Annotated in this window: 15 protein-coding genes; 3 read left to right on the top strand and 12 right to left on the bottom strand. The window is 73.6% G+C overall.

Features of this window, described 5'->3' with window-relative positions; all coding sequences use genetic code 11:
* Positions 1-101: 101 nt before the first annotated feature.
* Positions 102-2,828, top strand: coding sequence for a DUF4357 domain-containing protein (locus AC1C2V_RS11355; RefSeq protein WP_495389720.1), 2,727 nt, complete (start codon positions 102-104; stop codon positions 2,826-2,828).
* A 25-nt stretch (positions 2,829-2,853) separates the two neighbouring features.
* Here the strand turns inward: AC1C2V_RS11355 and AC1C2V_RS11350 are convergent, their stop codons facing one another.
* Complete coding sequence (locus tag AC1C2V_RS11350) at positions 2,854-3,567, bottom strand: SDR family NAD(P)-dependent oxidoreductase (RefSeq protein ID WP_495389719.1); 714 nt, start codon at positions 3,565-3,567, stop codon at positions 2,854-2,856.
* A gap of 144 nt (positions 3,568-3,711) precedes the next feature.
* Between AC1C2V_RS11350 and AC1C2V_RS11345 the strand changes: the two genes are divergently transcribed.
* Positions 3,712-4,209 (top strand): pyridoxamine 5'-phosphate oxidase family protein, encoded by a 498-nt coding sequence (locus tag AC1C2V_RS11345; protein ID WP_495389718.1) that lies wholly within the window; start codon positions 3,712-3,714, stop codon positions 4,207-4,209.
* Between the two features lie 7 nt (positions 4,210-4,216).
* On the opposite strand, the gene AC1C2V_RS11340 is transcribed toward AC1C2V_RS11345, so the two are convergent.
* The 5 genes from AC1C2V_RS11340 to AC1C2V_RS11320 form a co-directional block, all read right to left on the bottom strand.
* Positions 4,217-5,086 carry an alpha/beta fold hydrolase gene (locus AC1C2V_RS11340; RefSeq protein ID WP_495389717.1) on the bottom strand — a complete coding sequence of 290 codons (870 nt, stop codon included), beginning with the start codon at positions 5,084-5,086 and terminating at the stop codon, positions 4,217-4,219.
* A 49-nt stretch (positions 5,087-5,135) separates the two neighbouring features.
* The gene (locus tag AC1C2V_RS11335) at positions 5,136-5,546 is read right to left on the bottom strand and encodes a hypothetical protein (RefSeq protein WP_495389716.1); all 411 of its coding nucleotides are present in this window, start codon (positions 5,544-5,546) and stop codon (positions 5,136-5,138) included.
* Between the two features lie 18 nt (positions 5,547-5,564).
* The gene (locus tag AC1C2V_RS11330) at positions 5,565-6,947 is read right to left on the bottom strand and encodes an MFS transporter (RefSeq protein WP_495389715.1); all 1,383 of its coding nucleotides are present in this window, start codon (positions 6,945-6,947) and stop codon (positions 5,565-5,567) included.
* A 108-nt stretch (positions 6,948-7,055) separates the two neighbouring features.
* Complete coding sequence (locus AC1C2V_RS11325; protein ID WP_495389714.1) at positions 7,056-7,682, bottom strand: TetR/AcrR family transcriptional regulator; 627 nt, start codon at positions 7,680-7,682, stop codon at positions 7,056-7,058.
* Between the two features lie 40 nt (positions 7,683-7,722).
* On the bottom strand, positions 7,723-8,226 hold the full coding sequence (locus AC1C2V_RS11320; protein WP_495389713.1) for a GNAT family N-acetyltransferase: 504 nt from the start codon (positions 8,224-8,226) through the stop codon (positions 7,723-7,725).
* 114 nt (positions 8,227-8,340) lie between these two features.
* Here AC1C2V_RS11320 and AC1C2V_RS11315 point away from each other — a divergent pair, with 114 nt between their 5' ends.
* Positions 8,341-8,922, top strand: coding sequence for a hypothetical protein (locus AC1C2V_RS11315; RefSeq protein ID WP_495389712.1), 582 nt, complete (start codon positions 8,341-8,343; stop codon positions 8,920-8,922).
* A 22-nt stretch (positions 8,923-8,944) separates the two neighbouring features.
* Here AC1C2V_RS11315 and AC1C2V_RS11310 read toward each other — a convergent pair whose 3' ends face one another.
* From AC1C2V_RS11310 to AC1C2V_RS11285, 6 genes are all read right to left on the bottom strand, one after another.
* Positions 8,945-9,436: a pyridoxamine 5'-phosphate oxidase family protein gene (locus AC1C2V_RS11310; RefSeq protein WP_495389711.1), complete on the bottom strand. Its 492-nt coding sequence runs from the start codon at positions 9,434-9,436 to the stop codon at positions 8,945-8,947.
* On the bottom strand, positions 9,433-10,512 hold the full coding sequence (locus tag AC1C2V_RS11305; RefSeq protein WP_495389710.1) for an epimerase: 1,080 nt from the start codon (positions 10,510-10,512) through the stop codon (positions 9,433-9,435). Before AC1C2V_RS11305 ends, AC1C2V_RS11310 begins: the two co-directional genes overlap by 4 nt.
* 70 nt (positions 10,513-10,582) lie before the next feature.
* Positions 10,583-11,317 carry a GntR family transcriptional regulator gene (locus tag AC1C2V_RS11300; protein WP_495389709.1) on the bottom strand — a complete coding sequence of 245 codons (735 nt, stop codon included), beginning with the start codon at positions 11,315-11,317 and terminating at the stop codon, positions 10,583-10,585.
* Positions 11,314-12,285, bottom strand: coding sequence for an ROK family protein (locus AC1C2V_RS11295; RefSeq protein WP_495389708.1), 972 nt, complete (start codon positions 12,283-12,285; stop codon positions 11,314-11,316). Before AC1C2V_RS11295 ends, AC1C2V_RS11300 begins: the two co-directional genes overlap by 4 nt.
* Positions 12,282-13,901 (bottom strand): DUF4127 family protein, encoded by a 1,620-nt coding sequence (locus tag AC1C2V_RS11290; protein ID WP_495389707.1) that lies wholly within the window; start codon positions 13,899-13,901, stop codon positions 12,282-12,284. The genes AC1C2V_RS11295 and AC1C2V_RS11290 overlap by 4 nt, the downstream gene beginning before the upstream one ends.
* A 24-nt stretch (positions 13,902-13,925) precedes the next feature.
* Entirely contained in the window at positions 13,926-15,584 is a 1,659-nt protein-coding gene (locus AC1C2V_RS11285) for a glycoside hydrolase family 13 protein (protein ID WP_495389706.1), read from the bottom strand.
* Positions 15,585-15,692 lie beyond the last annotated feature (108 nt).

The raw sequence follows: 15,692 nt of genomic DNA, 5'->3' as shown, positions 1-15,692 counted from the left end.
GGCCAGCATTGAAGCAGGGACCGCGGGCGGCACGCGATGGCATCACCTGTCCGCGCCATCCTCCCGGGCGCTTCTGCGAGTACCGCGGCAAGATGGTGCCCGTGGAGACTTTCGTCCGGACACCGATGGAGATCTTCGGCCTTCCGCAACACTTCGCGATCCCGCTCTTCCAGCGCCCGTACGTGTGGGACGAGGCGGAGCAGTGGGAGCCGCTGTGGCAGGACGTCCGTCGGGTGGCCGAGTTGCGGCTCGGTCAGCCGTACCTGAACGTGACGCACTTCCTCGGTGCGATCGTCGTGCAGGCACAGGAGAGCGCGACCGGGACGATCGCCGCGCGGGACGTGATCGATGGACAGCAGCGCCTGACGACGCTCCAGCTCGTGATGGACGCCGCGGGGACCGTGCTCGATGACGCCCGCTCGGAGGTGTTGTCGGCGCAGCTGCAGCGGCTGACGCACAATGACCCGATCTACGTCCAGCAGGGCCAGAGCGGCTTGAAGCTCCGGCACGCCAACCGTGACCGTGGGGCCTTTGACGAGGTCATGTCGGCCGATGCCCCGATTGCGTACGGCGACCTGAAGCACGCCGAGTCCAAGCTGGCACGTGCGCACCAATACTTTGCGAGCAAGGTCCATCAGTGGCTCGGTGACCCGGAGGATGCGCAGTTCGCACTTCGTGCAGATGCGCTGGCCACGGTGCTGACCCGTGGGCTACAGCTCGTCACGATCGACCTGACGGCGGCGGAGAACTCGCAGAAGATCTTCGAGACCCTCAACGCCCGAGGCACTCCGCTGACGGCTGCGGACCGGATCCGCAACTACGTCTTCCAGCGGCTGCGGAGCGAAGGTGGTGACACTGGCAAGGCCTACAGCGAGGACTGGCCGTTCGAGTCCAAGTTCTGGGAAAAGGACGTCAGCGTCGGGCGCTACCTCATCGGACGTAGCTCGCTCTTCATGAACCAGTGGCTCGTCGCGCGGACCGGCGAGGAGATCAGCCCGCAGTCCACCTTCACTCGGTTCAAGCACTACGTCGAGCACGAGTCGGGGCAGACGATGGCGGACCTGCTGCCGACCATCAAGGGGCAGGCGCTCCAGTACGAGTCGTGGACGCTCGCCGCCCAGGACCCCAATCGCCAGCTCGACCGGGTCGAGTTGGCCTTCTATCGCATGAGCGCCAACGGCATCGAGGTGCTCAAGCCGTTGCTCATCTGGGTGAACGACCCGTCTCGCCGACTCAGCGCCGCAGCCATCGACGAGGTGGTGGAGGCGGCCGAGAGCTGGGTCATCCGACGTATCCTCCTGCGACTGACGAACTCCGACCTGGGGCGCGTCGTTGCCGAGGTCATCAAGATCCACTCGGCAGACCCTGCGGAGGAGCTTGCGGAACGTGTCGTCGCACACCTGACACGGCTGAACGTCACAAGCACCTACTGGCCAGGAGACGACGAGGTTCGCAGAGCGCTCGCGATCGAGCCGGTGTACCGGCACTTCCGCAGGGCACGGCTCCGCATGCTCCTGGAGGCGATCGAGGACCAGTACCGCGCGGAGACCAAGCAACCACAGCTCGGCCGGACGGGATACCCGATCGAGCACGTCCTTCCGCAGAAGTGGACTGAGCACTGGCCGGTCGACGGAGTCGAGGCCGAGCAGGAGCGTGCTGCGCACGTCCACCGGCTCGGCAACCTGACTCTCCTGACGGACCGGCTCAACCCAAAGGTCTCCAACTCCGGGTGGGTGCAGAAGCGCACCGCGTTCCTGAAGCACAACACGATCAACATGACGGGCCGCCTCATCCTCGATGCCGTGGACCGGGACTGGGACGAGGCGGCGATCGACGCCCGCACCGCGGAGCTGACCCGCGTGCTCCTGGCAGTGTGGCCGACGCCGGAGGGCCATCAGGGCGAGGTCGTCGACCCGCAGGCGAAAGCGAAGGACTGGGTCGAGCTCAAGCACCTGATCGCGGCAGGACTGCTGGAGCCGAACACGCCGATCACGCCACGCCCCGGCGAGTGGCAGAGCCACGATGCCGTGATCCGCGCCGACGGGCTGATCGCAGTCGACGGTCAGCTGTACTCATCGCCTTCCGGCGCCGCTAGGGCGCTCCGCGGGTGGGCGACCAACGGTTGGAAGTTCTGGCGCCTTGCCGACGGTCGCCACCTGGACGACGTGCGGGCGCAGTTCACGGGGGAGAAGCCCAGCGCGGGCACGCGGTACGACTGGTCGGGGCTGCACGCGATCCTGGAGGAGCTACCCGAGGGGGCGCTGGACTACCTACGGGAGCCTAGCGGCCGCCGTCGGCACTGCTCCGCAAGCGGTGGGCAATCATTTGCCGCAGTGCCCGCAGTGCCCGCAGTGCCCGCAGTGCCCGCAGTGCCCGCAGTGCGCGAACGGCTACCGCGTCCTCAAGGGCGACGGCTCCGTCTCGCCGGGCTTCGTATGGACGGACACGGACGACGACCGGGACCCTGTCGAGGTGTTGCAGGAGGAAGGTCTCGCATTCGTCGACGGCAAGGCCGACCCCGAACGCGAGCTTCGAGAGTCGGCGCTGCTGGAGCTAGTCGGGACTACCTCGGCGGAGTCGGCGCTGCCCGACTGAATCCACGCTGGCGGGCGCCGTCGGCTGGCTCGGCGGGACCGCGGAGTATCAACGATTTCGGTACCCGACGAGACGATCCACATCTCGTCCGTGCCCCGGGTGAGCCCGCCAGGCCGTGCAGCGGGGTTATGACGCCGCCACCGTGCAGCAAGAGGAGGTCGCCGAGGTCTCGCGTTCGCCCTCGCGGGCTCGCGCCACCTGGTCGTCATCGAGATCCTGCTGCGCCCCGCTGACCAGCTGGGCTGAGCACCCGGCAGATCACTCCAGCGGCCGCACGAAGGTGCGGAACTCGCCCCGCTCGACGTGCAGGCCCCACAGCCGGTCGGCGAGGACGTCGGGGTCGTGGTCGGGCTCCCCACCGCCGATGCCGAGCGGGATGATCAGCTGGGCGACGTGGATCCCTTCGGGCTTGAGCGCGTCGTGCAGCAGCTGGGCGTAGGCGCTCTCGCCGGCGAAGGCGATGGACGTGCCGGTGAGGGTGCCGCGCGGGCGCACGGCGCTGCCGCCGTTGGGGAAGAGGACGGTGCCGCGGCCGAGCTCGCGCATGCCGGGCAGCACGCGCTGCACGGCGGCGACGGGGCCGAGCACGGACATCTCGAGCGGGCCGGCGAGGTCGTCGGCCGTGGTGTCGAGCACGGGCTTCATGAACTCGCGTGCGGGGACGGGGCTGTACTGCAGCACCTCGACGGGGCCGAGCTCGACGGCCGCCCGATCGAGGGCGTCCGTCAGGCCCGCGCGTTCGCGCGCGTCGGCGACGAACCCGGCGGCGGTGATTCCGTCGTCGTGCAGCCGGGCGACGAGGTCGTCGAGCTTCGCGGCGTTCCGCGCGACGAGCGCGACGGAGAAGCCCTCGCGGCCGAAGCGTCGGGCGACGGACAGCCCCAGCCCGGGGCCCGCGCCGATGATGGCCAGTGTCGTCATGTCGTTGCCTTCCATGTGCTCGCGGTCGGCGCCTGCGCGGCGCCCGGTCATGGCCCCATTCAACGCGCACTGCGCCGTGGGTGGGGACGTCGTGGATGCGGTTCGATGTCGAGAACGATGTCGAGAACGCGCGGGCGGCTCCGTCCCAGGGACGGGAGCGGCGACCGGCGCCGACCCGACGGAGAGGACGCAGTCATGGATCAGCACGAGATCGACAGCGAGCTGGCCGCGGCGGGGGAGCTGCTCGACTCGCCCTCGGCCGCGCACGTCGCCTACGTCGCGCAGGACGGCACGCCCCGGGTGGTGCCGGTCGGCTTCTTCTGGACCGGCGGGCAGTTCGTGATCGCCACACACCCGACGGCGCCCAAGGTCGCCGCGCTGGCGGCTCGCCCGGAGGCCGCGCTGACCATCGACGCCGGCGACTCGGGGACGGCGGCCCGGTCGCTGTCGGTGCGCGGGCGCGTCGACATCCGGGTCGTCGACGGCGTGGCCGAGGAGTACCTCGCTGCGTCCCGCAAGGGCATGGACGACGAGGCCGCCGCGCAGTTCGAGCAGGCCTGCCGGGAGATGTACGACCAGATGGCGCGCATCGCGATCACGCCGCAGTGGGCCCGCTACTACGACTTCGGCGCGGGCCGGTTCCCGAAGTTCCTGCAGAAGCTCGCCGAACAGAGTGCGGCGAGGCGTGGCTGACCCTCGGTCAGGGGCGGCGACCGAGGAACCCGAGCAGCGCGTCGGCCACCTGCTCGGGTGCTTGCTCCGCCTGGTGATGACCGGAATCGATCACGCGGTGCTGGATCGGGTGCTGGAGCCACGGCTCCCAGATGGCGGCGGGATCGCCGTGGATGTCGAGGTCGTCGTGGGCCGACTCGAGCAGGAGCGTCGGGCAGCCGACACGGCGCCCCGCGTCGCGGTCGGCCTCGTCGTGGCGACGGTCGATCCCGAGGCCCGCGCGGTAGTCCTCGCACATGCCGTGAACCACGGCGGGGTTCTGCAGGGCTGCCCAGATGTCGGCGTGGTTCTCCGGCCCGACGTCCTCGGGCGGCGGCGTGCGGTACCAGCCGTCCGGGTCGGCGTTGATCACGCGTTCCGCCGGCTTGTCGCTCTGGGCGAGGAACCACCAGTGCCACCAGGCGAGGGCGAAGCGGGCGTCGGCGCGCTCGAGGTGCTCGACGACCGGCAGCCCGTCCATGACGACCAGGTGGGTGACCCTTCCGGGGTGGTCCATGGCGGTGCGGAAGGCAACCAGGGCGCCGCGGTCGTGACCCACCACGGCGAACCGGTCGTGGCCCAGGGTGTCCATCAGCTCGACCACGTCCCGAGCCATGGCCCGCTTGCTGGACTGCGCGTGGTCGGGGGTGTCCGGGGGCAGCGTCGATTCCCCGTAGCCCCGCAGGTCGGGGCACACCACGGTGTGCTCCCGCGCGAGCCGAGGGGCGACGTCGTGCCACGTGGTGTGGGTCCGGGGGTGCCCGTGCAGCAGGACCACCGGCGTGCCCTCACCGCCGTGGCGCACGCGCAGAGTGACCTCGCTCAGCGTGACCTGTTCCAGTCGGAAGTCGTCGAACATGAGCCGACGCTAGCGAGTCCCACACATACCTGCGTGGCCGCGACCTCTCTCAGGCTGCGGGTTCCGGCCGATCGCTGCGCTCGAGGACGTACCGCGTCCCGGCGCGGGCGAGCATCAGGGCGACGATCAGCCCGGTCACCTGGAAGAACCCGCCGAGCTGGACGGCGTCGCCGAACGCCAGGTCGGTCAGCTCGAGCACCAGGAACTTGCTGCCGGCGGTCACGACCAACAGAGCGACTGTGCTCACGACGCGGCCGGCGGGGGTCTGGGCCGCTCGGATGCGGGCGACGGCCCTCGCCTTCGCCCGCACCACGAGCTCGAGCACGACCTTGAGCAGGATCGCGGTGAGCAGCGACATCAGGAACGACTCGGAGACGACCTGGGGGAAGAGCTGGATGAACGCGCCCAGCACCACGAGGTAGACGAGCACGTCCACGAGGTCGATCGCACGTACTCGCACCCCCCGAGGGTAGGCGATCTACTCCGCCGGAGCGCGGGGCGGTGCCAAGGAGAGCAGGCCGGCCACGACGGCGACGGCGGCGGCGAACCAATAGCCGGTGGCGAAGGCGTCGAACCCCGGCTCCAGCAGCGCCGCGGCGGCGACGCTGGAGACGGCGGAGACGCCGGTGGCGGCGCCGAACTCGTGGAAGGTGCTGAGCGCGCCGGAGGCGACGCCGGCCTCGTGCGGCGCCACGGCGGAGAAGAGGCTGCCGGCTGCGGCGACGAACACGGCGCCGACGCCGAACCCGGCGACGCTGATGCCCACCACGAGCACCGTCATCGAGAAGATCCCGGCGGCCGCGGCGAGACCCGCCGCGGCGACGAGCAGTCCGACCACGGAGACCACGCGCACGCCCCAGCGGGGGAGCGCCCGCCCGGCGAGGGTCGAGCCCAGGATGGTGGCGACCGCGACGGGGAGGAAGGTCAGCCCCGTCTCCAGCGGGCTGTAGCCGTGCAGCTGCTGCAGGGTGAACGAGCCGAGGAAGAACACCGAGATCATCAGCGCGGTGGCGACGAAGATCAGTCCCAGGCCGCGCAGCACCGGTCGCCGCGCGAGCATCGCCGGGTCGAGGAGCGGCGCGGCGGCGGTCCGCAGGCGCACCGCGAGCAGCGCGTACCCGACGAGCCCGCCGAGGACCGCGACGAGCGTGTGCGGGCTGAGCCAGCCCTGGTCGCCGGCGGCGACCAGGCCGTACACCAGGGAGCCGGTCGCGAGGGTGGCGAGGGCCGCCCCGAGCACGTCGAGCCGGCCGCCCGCCCCGGGCGTCGGCCGCACCCAGCGGAGCAGCGCGAGGAGCAGGGCGGCACCGACGGGGACGTTGACGTAGAACACCCACGGCCAGCCTGGGCCCGACGTGAGGACGCCGCCCAGGAGGACGCCGACGGCGGCGCCCGCACCGCCGAGCCCCGACCACACGCCGAGGGCGCGGGAGAGCTCGGCGCCGCTGAACGTGCGCACGATGACCGACAGCGCCGCGGGGGACATCGCCGCGGCGCCGACGCCCTGCAGGGCGCGGGCGACCAGGAGGAGCTCGGCGCTGCCCGACAGCCCCGCGAGCAGTGAGGCGGCGGTGAACAGCCCGAGGCCGACGAGCACGATGCGTCGCGGGCCGACGACGTCCGCCGCCTTGCCACCCAGCAGCATCAGGCCGCCGAACACGAGCGCGTAGACGCTCGCCACCCAGGTCAGCCCGGCGCGGTCGAGGCCGAGGTCGGCGCCCATGTCGGGCAGGGCGATCGCGACGACGGTGACGTCGACGATCAGCATCAGCTGGGCGACTCCGAGCAGCCCGAGGATGCGCCAGCGCCGGGGGTCGGGCGCGGCGGAGGGCTCCGATGCGGTCTTCTCTGGCGCGGTCATGATGGCGGTCCCTTCGATAACCCGAACATGGGTGTCCAAGTAACGTTAACTCGAACATCTCTGTTCGACAAGGGGTTCATGCGTCCGCCGGGGGCAGGGAGGGTGGCGTCAGGCGGAGAGGGCGCCGAGCGCCGTGTCGCGCACGAGCACCGGCGCGTCGTCGGCGCTGATCTCGCCGCGGTGCACGGCCGCGGAGGCGCCGTGCAGGATCGCCTGGACGGCGCTGAGCTGCCAGTCGAGCGGCATGTCGTCGCGGAACTCGCCGGCGGCTCGCCCGCGCTCGAGCACGCTCCGCGCGCGGGCGAAGGGTCCCTCGTGGGCGCGGTATATCTGCTCGGGCGGCAGCGCCTGGGTGGCCGCGACGACGAGGGCCCCGAACCGGTGCGTCAGGTGCCAGCTGGCCACCAACAGGCGGCCGAGGGCGTCGCGCGGGTCGCCCTCGAGGTCCACCTGCGCCAGCGCCTCTTCGGTCTGCGCGATGGCGCGGTCGGCGACCTCGCGCACGAGGGCTGCCCGGGAGTCGAAGTGGCCGTAGAGGGTCACCCGGCCGACGCCGGCGGCCTTGGCGATCTCGTTGACGCTCGCGTCGGGATCCACGGCCAGCAACCGGATGGCGGCGTCGACGATCGCCTCGATGTTGCGGACGGCGTCGGCGCGCTTGGCGCGATCCGGGCCACCACCGGCCCGCTCGCTCGACCGGGTCTGGGGCGGGGTCTGGGCCGGGGTCGCGGCCACCGGGCACCTCCAATATCGGACAGGGGTGGCCAGGTTAACGTCAGGCCGAGGGTTCCGGGCTGACGAACCGGCGGCAGTCCACCTCGACCGCCCCGCCGGGCACGGGCGCCCGGTGCGCGAACCGGCCCTCGTCGACCCACCCCTGCCGCTCGTAGAAGCGGCGTCCCGCGGCGTTGCCCGTCGCCACGGCGAGCCAGGCGCGGCGATGCCCGGACGCGCGGATCAACATGTCCGCGCGGCGCAGCAGCGCGCCGCCGAGGCCGCCGCCGCGCGCCGCGCGGTCGAGGTAGAGCTGGTCCACCTCGTCGCCGGCGACCATCACGAAGCCGGCGACGGCGCCGTCGCGCACCGCCACGGTGGTGTCCGCGACGCGGTCGCGGGCCCGTCGGTCGAACGACGCCGGGGTGCGCGCGGAGACGAGGGCCTCGGGGACGTGGCCGAGGTGCGCGTCCGCCCAGCCCTCGCGCCAGATGTGCGCGACGGCCCCGGCGTCGTGCGCGGTCGCAGGCCGGAGGTCGCCCGTCGCGGGCGTGGGTGTCGTCATCGGCCGACCCTTCCACTAACTCGAACGCGAATGTACAGTTTATCGACTCGATCGTCAGCGGTTCACCACACGCGGTTCAACCACACTGTTCAGTCACTCGGGAGCGAGACGACCATGACCCAGGACCAGGCGCGCGGCCTGACGAGGCCCGCGGACGCCCGGCGCTCGACGTTCGCCAGGGTGTGGCCCGCGGCGCTGGGCGTGCTGGTCGCGGCCGGCACGATGTACGGGCTCGCCGACGCGCGCGACGTCGCCCCGGTGCTCGCGGCCTCGGGGCTCGTCTACCTGGCGGCGGCCGCCCTGGGGCGGCCCGGCGCGGGGTGGGCGGCGTTCGGGGTGACGTTCGTGCTTATCGGCCTCGCCAAGCTCACCGACCTCGACCCCACGGTCTGGATGATCGGGCTGGCCGTGGTGCTCGCGGTCCTCGGGCTCGCGCTCGGCCACGCCCGGCCGCCGTGGTCGTTGCCGCTGCAGGCCGCGGCGATGCTCGTGCTCGGGGCCGCCGCGCTGCTCGCCGTCCGCGCGGACGTGACCGCGGGCGGGCTGGTCGTCGCCGTCGGGCTGCTTGGGCACACGGCGTGGGACGCGTACCACCACCGCACCGGGCGCGTGGTCGGCCGGTCGCTGGCGGAGTTCTGCTGCGTGCTCGACGTGCTGCTGGCGGTCGCGGTCGCCGTCGTCGCGCTGACGGCGTGAGCGGCGGCGGCCGGCCCGGCAGCTACCCGTCGAGCTCGACCTCGCGGCGGACGTCGCGGTCGGGCTCGAGCACGAAGAACCGCGACACGACGGCGTGGAAGAGCCGCAGCTCGGCGGGCGCGACGACGCGCTCGACCGGCCAGGGGCCGAGGCCCTCGGCGCGGGAGCGGCGGTCGAAGATGCCGAGGCAGCGCTCGCGGTCGGCGTCCGGCACCTCGCCGGCCTCGGCCTCCGCGTACACCGCGCGGGGCCGCCCGTCGACGGGCACGGGGGTCTCGAAGACCACGACGCCCACCGCGGCTCGCGCCCCGATGTTGGTCGAGTGGCGGGTCGCGGGCCGGGAGACCCACACGAGCTCCCGGCCCTCGCGGGCAAACCAGACGGGGGTCGGCCACGGCACGCCCTCGGCGTCCGCCGAGGCGAGGACCATATAGCGGCCGTCGTCGAGGACGCGTTGCGCGAACGCGGCGTCGTCCGTCGGCGGGTCAGCGGGATGTGTCGCGGGACGTGTCATCGGGGGCCTCCTGGCCTCGCGTGCGGAGCTGTCGCCATTGTTCCTACACCCGCGCCTCTACCTGTGCCCACACCTGTGCCCGCGCGCGTGCCCCGCACGGCGTCGTCGAGCGCCGGGCCGAGGTCGGGCCACCGGAAGGTGAACCCCGCCTCCTCGAGCCGCGCGGGCAGCACCCACCGGCTCTTGAGCAGCAGCTCGGACTCGTTGCGCAGCGCCCACAGCGCGGGCTCCAGCAGCCAGCGCGGGGCAGGCAGCCCGAGCGGCATCCCGACCGCGCGGCGCAGCTCCGCCATGAGGGTCCGGTTGTCGACGGGGTGCGGCGCCGCGAGGTTGACCGGGCCGGACAGGGACGCGTCGTCGTCGATGAAGCGCACCGCGCCCAGCACGTCGTCGACGTGGATCCACGAGAACTTCTGCCGGCCGCCGCTGCGGTGCATCGGCACCGGGCCGCCGGTGGGGGAGTCGCCGATGCCGCGGTAGCGGCGGTGCTGGAACCACTGGCCGTCGAGCTGCGGCCCGCCCACGCCGAGCCGCGCCACGCGCGCGAGCAGGTCGGACGCCGGCCCGCCCAGCACGATCGCCATGCGCAGCGCGACCCGCCGGGTGCCCGGCAGGTCGCCCGCGAAGAGCTCGTGCTCCCAGCTCCGCGCAACGTCGACGGAGAAGCCCGCGCCCAGCTCGCCGCCGTCCTCGGTCTGCGGGCGGTCGAGCGCATACCGGTAGATCGTGGCGGTGCTGGCGTTGAGCCACAGCCGGGGCGGCCGGGCCGCGCGGGAGACGGCGTCGTGCAGCGCCCGCGTGGTCGCGACGCGCGAGCGCAGGATCTCGGCCCGGTTCGCGTCGGTGTACCGGCACCCGACGCTCTTGCCGGCCAGGTTCACCAGCAGGTCGGCGCCGTCGACCAGGCGGGCCAGCGCGCCGGTGTCGGACCAGGGGGCGTCGGGGCCGGCGCGACCCACGCGGACGACGTCGTACCCGCGCCGCGCGAGGTCGTCGACGACGGCCCGGCCGATGAACCCGCTCCACCCCGCGACGACCGCTCGTCTCGGCTCGGACGGGGAGGAGTCATTCGCCATCGCACGCTCCACATCGATCATTCGGTCGGGTCGATCGATCCAAGCACGGAACAGCCATGGCGCCCCAGCGCTAGTCGCGGCGGACGGCGAAGCGCAGCGAGTAGCGGTCGGCCCGGTAGGTCGAGACCGCATGCTCGACGGGCCGCCCGTGCAGGTCGAACGACGTGCGGCTGGCGCGGAGCGCCGCGGAGAACGGCGCGACGGTGAGCAGGTCCGCCGCCGTGCCGTCGAGCACGGTCGCCTCGATCGTCTGCTCGGCGCGGCTCGCCACGATGCCGTAGTCCTGCTCGAGGATCGCGTAGAGCGAGCCGGTGAGGTCGTGCTGCTCGAGCCCCGGGACCCGGTCCGCGGGGAGCGTGCCCGTCTCGATGCACATCGGCTCGCCGTCGGCCTTGCGCAGCCGCGAGACGACCGTGACGAGGTCGCTGGGGCTCACGCGCAGGCTCCGGCCGGACGCCTCGCCGGCGGGCCGGACGCTGACGTCGAGCAGCTCCGAGCTCGGCACCCGCCCACGGGCCCGGATGTCCTCGCTGAACGACGTCAGCCGGAGCGACTTGGCGATCGACGGGCCGAGTGAGTACGTGCCGCCGCCCTGGACGCGATAGACGATGCCGTCCGACTCGAGCTCGTCGATCGCGCGCCGCACCGTCGGCCGGGTGACGTCGAAGTCCCGCGCGAGCGCGCGCTCGGGAGGCAGCGGGCTGCCCGCCGGCTTGTCGTCGATGTACGTCCGCAGCAGCGAGTCCTTGATCTCGACGTACTTCGGTCGTCGTGGCGCGCTCGGGACGGCGGCGTCGGGCGTCATGAGGCGAGGATAGGAGGTGGGGCCGCGTAGCGCGTACCGTCCTCGCCGGCCGGGCCGTCGGCGGTCCAGAGCGACGCGGCGCCCACGACGTTGCCGTGCGCCAGGCTCGTCGAGACCGTGATCGTGGCGGTGCCCGGGCCGGGGAGCGCGTGGGCGGCGACGGCGCGCTCGAGGGGGCCGGTGACCAGGTCGCCCGCGTGCAGGACGCCGCCGCCGAGCACCACGACGTCGACGTCGAGGACGTTGAGCAGGCCGGCCACGCCGAGCCCGAGCAGGGTGCCCGCCTCGGCGAGCACCGCAGCGGCCACGGGGTCGCCGGCCCGGGCGGCGGCCACGACGTCGCGCAGGTCGCGCGGATCCCCGCCGCGCTCGCGCACGCGCGCCACGATCGCCGGGCCCGAGGCGTAGGCCTCGAGGTGGTCGGCCGCGCCGCACGGGCAGGCCCGGCCCTCGCCGAGCCCGACGGGCAGGTGCCCGATGGAGCCGGCCGTGCCGGTGCGGCCCACGACCAGCTGCGCGTCGCGGACGTACGCGCCGCCGACACCGGTCCCGACAGCGACCACGAGGGCGCTCGCGGCGCCCCGCGCCGCCCCCACGCGCGCCTCGCCGAGCGCGAGGGCGTGCACGTCGTTGACGACCCGCGTCGGCAGGCCCGTCGCGTCGCGCAGGCGGTCGGCGACGGGCGTCCCGACCCAGCCGGGCAGGCTGTCCGTCGCCGAGGTCACCACCCCGCGGCGGTCGACCACGCCCGCGACGCCCGCGCCGCAGCCCACGACGTCGGCGCCCTGCTCGCCGGCCCAGGCGGCAAGGTCGCGCGCGAGGGCGCCCGCGGCGCCGACGACCGCCTCCGCACCGCGCTCCGCGGGCGTCGCGACGACCGCGGAGCGGAGCACCGTGCCCGCCGCGTCGACCACCGCGGCCGCGGTCTTGGTGCCGCCGACGTCGACGCCGATCGCCACCCGCGTCACGCGGTGTCCGTCTCGGTGCCCGTCTTAGTGCCCGTCTTGGTGCCCGTCTCGCCTCGTGGGCCCTCGGCCCGCGGCAGGCGCACGTCGAAGTCGACCTCGAACGTCCGGTGCCACGGCAGGTGGACGGACTCGAGCCGCACGCCCGGGAACGTGGCGTCGGCCATGGCCTGGAGCTCGTGGCGGACGAGGTCGACGTACCGGGCCTCGGCCTGCTCGTCCTGCTCGGGCGCGGCGACGTCGGACCGTGCGGCGAGCGCCGTCCGGACGACGGCCTGGTACCCCCAGTCCTCGAGCACCCGGTGCACCACGAGCCGCCGCGCGGCCTCGGCGTCGAACGTGCCGGCACGCTTCCCGACGACGGTCGCCCGCAGCGCGGCGACGACCGACCCGATCGTGTTCCCGGCGGTGTTCCACCCGCCGTACGCCGCGATCTCGGTGAGCAGGTCCGCCTCGCGCAGCAGCTCGAGGAGCACCGGGTCGGCGCCGTTGGCGTACCGGACGTCGGCGAGGCCGACGTCCAGGCCCGAGTCGAGGGCTGCCCGCACCGCGTCCAGGGTGGCTCGCGCGGCCCCGCCGGGCGTGTCGTGATCCGGTGCGTCGAGGTTCGGCGCGTCGAGGTCCGGGACCCGGCGGCGCCAGTCGCCCTGCGCCAGGTCGGGGGCGTGGACCACGAGCACGGCGTCCGCGCGCTGGTCGCCCGTGGCGACGTGGCTGCCCGACGCGCGGACCTGCGCGTCGGCGCCGCGGCCTACGGGTGCGTTCTCGTACAGGGGGGTGCGGGCCAGGCCGTCCGGGGCGGCGCACACGACCCGGATACCGACGGGCCGCGGGTCGAGCTCGCCCAAGGCGCGCGCGACCAGGACGGCGCCCACCTCGTCGGCGCCGGCGTACATGCGGATCGCGTCCCCGGCGCCGAGCGCGCTCGTCCACTGGCCGAGCCACACCTGTTCGAGCGAGCCCGCCGAGCGCAGGGCGGTGTCGTCCGCCGTGACGAGCAGGGGTTCGACGACGCCCTCGGCCGCGAGCCCGATCGCGGCGAGCCCGGCCGTGTGGTTGCGCAGCCGGCGCAGCAGGAAGTCCCGGCGGACGTCGTCCGGGATCGCGTCCCCGCCGTGCGCCGAGGGCGTGCCGCCCGGGGGCGTGACGTCCGGCAGGGCCTGGTCCGCGAGGAACCGGCGGTGCAGGTCGGCGCCCAGGGCGTGCAGGTCGCGGCCGTGCTGCGCCCAGTAGGCGGGCTCCTCGTCCGCGAGGTACGAGTCGCTCGCCCGCATGACGACGGTCACGGCCGACACGGGTCGGGCCGGTCGCTGCGCCCGCAGCTCGCGCAGCACGTCGAGGCGTGCCAGCGTGGCGGCGGCGCCGTCGGTGCTGGTGCGGGAGGCGATGAGCCCGCCGTACAGGAGCATCTCGAGCGAGACGGCGACCGCGTCGACGTCGGGCGACGCCCCGGCCTCGCGGAGCCACGCCGCGAGGGCGTCGACGTCGCCGGGGGCGCGCATGCGCGGCAGCGCGCTCGCGGGCGGGACGACGACCCGGGCACCGGCGACGGCGGCGACGTCCGCCACCAGCCGGACGTTGACCGGGCGCTCGTCGAGCGGGAGCCAGGCGATCTGCATGGGGACTTCCTGTCGTTCGACGGGTCAGCGGTTCGTGCGATCGGCACCGGTCGACGGCGCGTCGCCGGTCAGCTCGAGCCACACGGTGGTGTTCGGCGCGAGGGTGCCGGTGTCGGTAGCGGCGGGGTCGCTCGAGAGCAGCACCCGCCCAGGTGGCAGCTGGGCGGGCTCGTCGCCGAAGTGGGTGAACGACGCCCAGCCGCCCGGGCGGGCGAACGCCACGACGGACTCGGGGGCGTCGAGCCACTCGAGCCGCTCCGCGGCCTGGAGCTTGCGGCGCAGCCGCAGCGCCCGGCGGTACAGGGCGAGCGTCGACGCCTCATCCTCCTCCTGGCCGGAGACGGCGTAGCCCGCGAACCAGGCGGGCTGCGGCAGGTGCGGCGCGGCGTCGCCGAACCCGAGCGAGGGACCTTCCGTGGTCCACGGCAGCGGCACGCGGCAGCCGTCGCGGCCGATCTCGGCCCCGCCCTTGCGGTGGAACACCGGGTCCTGCCGCTCGTGGTCCGCCAGGTCGCCGACCTCGGCCAGGCCGAGCTCCTCGCCCTGGTACAGGTACGACGACCCCGGCAGCGCGAGCATCAGCATCGTCGCCGCGCGGGCCCGGCGCAGTCCCAGCGTGCGGTCCTCGACCGGCGAGGTGCACCCGCTGAGCAGCCAGTCGTTCTCGTCGCCCTCGCCGACGAGGCCGTAGCGGGTGGCGTGCCGCACGACGTCGTGGTTGGACAGCACCCACGTGCTCGGCGCGCCCGTCTGGGCCGCGAGCTCGAGGTTGTCGCGGATCACGGCACGGAACTTCTCGGGGTCCCACGGGGAGCGCAGCAGGTCGAAGTTGAACGCCTGGTCGAGCCCCTTCCCGGTGGTGTACAGCGCCCGGCGCTCGGGGGCGACCCACGCCTCCGCGACGGCCATGAGCGGGGGCTCGTAGGTGTCGAAGACGGTGCGCCACTCGGCATACACGTCCTGCAGGTCGTCGCGGTCCCACAGCGGGTGCTCGCCGGCGGGGAAGGTTCCCGGCGCGTCGATCTCGGCCTGTGTGGGCAGCTCGTCCGGGAGGTGCTTGGTCAGGGCGTTCGCGACGTCCACGCGGAACCCGTCGACGCCCCGGTCGCCCCAGAACCGCAGCGTCTTCTCGAAGTCCTCGTGCACGGCGGGGTTCGCCCAGTTCCAGTCGGGCTGCTCGTGCGTGAACAGGTGCAGGTACCACTGGCCGTCGTCGACCCGGGTCCACGCGGGCTCGCCCATGAGGGACTTCCAGTCGGCCGGCGGCAGCTCGCCGTGCTCGCCCTGCCCGTCGCGGAAGAGGTACAGCTCGCGCTCGGGGGAGCCGGGCTCGGCGGCCAGGGCCGCGACGAACGCCTCGTGCCGGCTGCCCGAGTGGTTGGGCACGAGGTCCACGACGACCTTGATGCCAGCCGCGTGCAGCCGCCCGACGAGCTCGTCGAACTGCTCCAGGGTGCCGATCCGGGGGTCGATGTCCCGGTAGTCGTCGACGTCGTAGCCGCCGTCGGCCAGGGCGGACGGGTAGAACGGGCTGAGCCAGACCGCGTCGATCCCCAGCGACGTCAGGTACGGCACGCGCGACAGGATACCGGTGAGGTCGCCGATGCCGTCCCCGTTCCCGTCCGCGAAGCTGCGGGGATAGATCTGGTAGACGACGGCCTGTCGCCACCACGCGTCGATCATCAGGACTCCTTCGGGGTGCGGGTGAGGTGCAGGATGGTGAGTCGTTGGTCAGGCGGGCGCCGAGCCGCACCAGGCCGGTGGCCGCGAGCTCGAGCGTGACCGTGGCGG

Source organism: Isoptericola sp. Y541, from assembly GCF_059445465.1.
The sequence above is the reverse complement of the archived record's forward strand: the minus strand, read 5'-3'. Positions and strand labels throughout refer to the sequence as shown.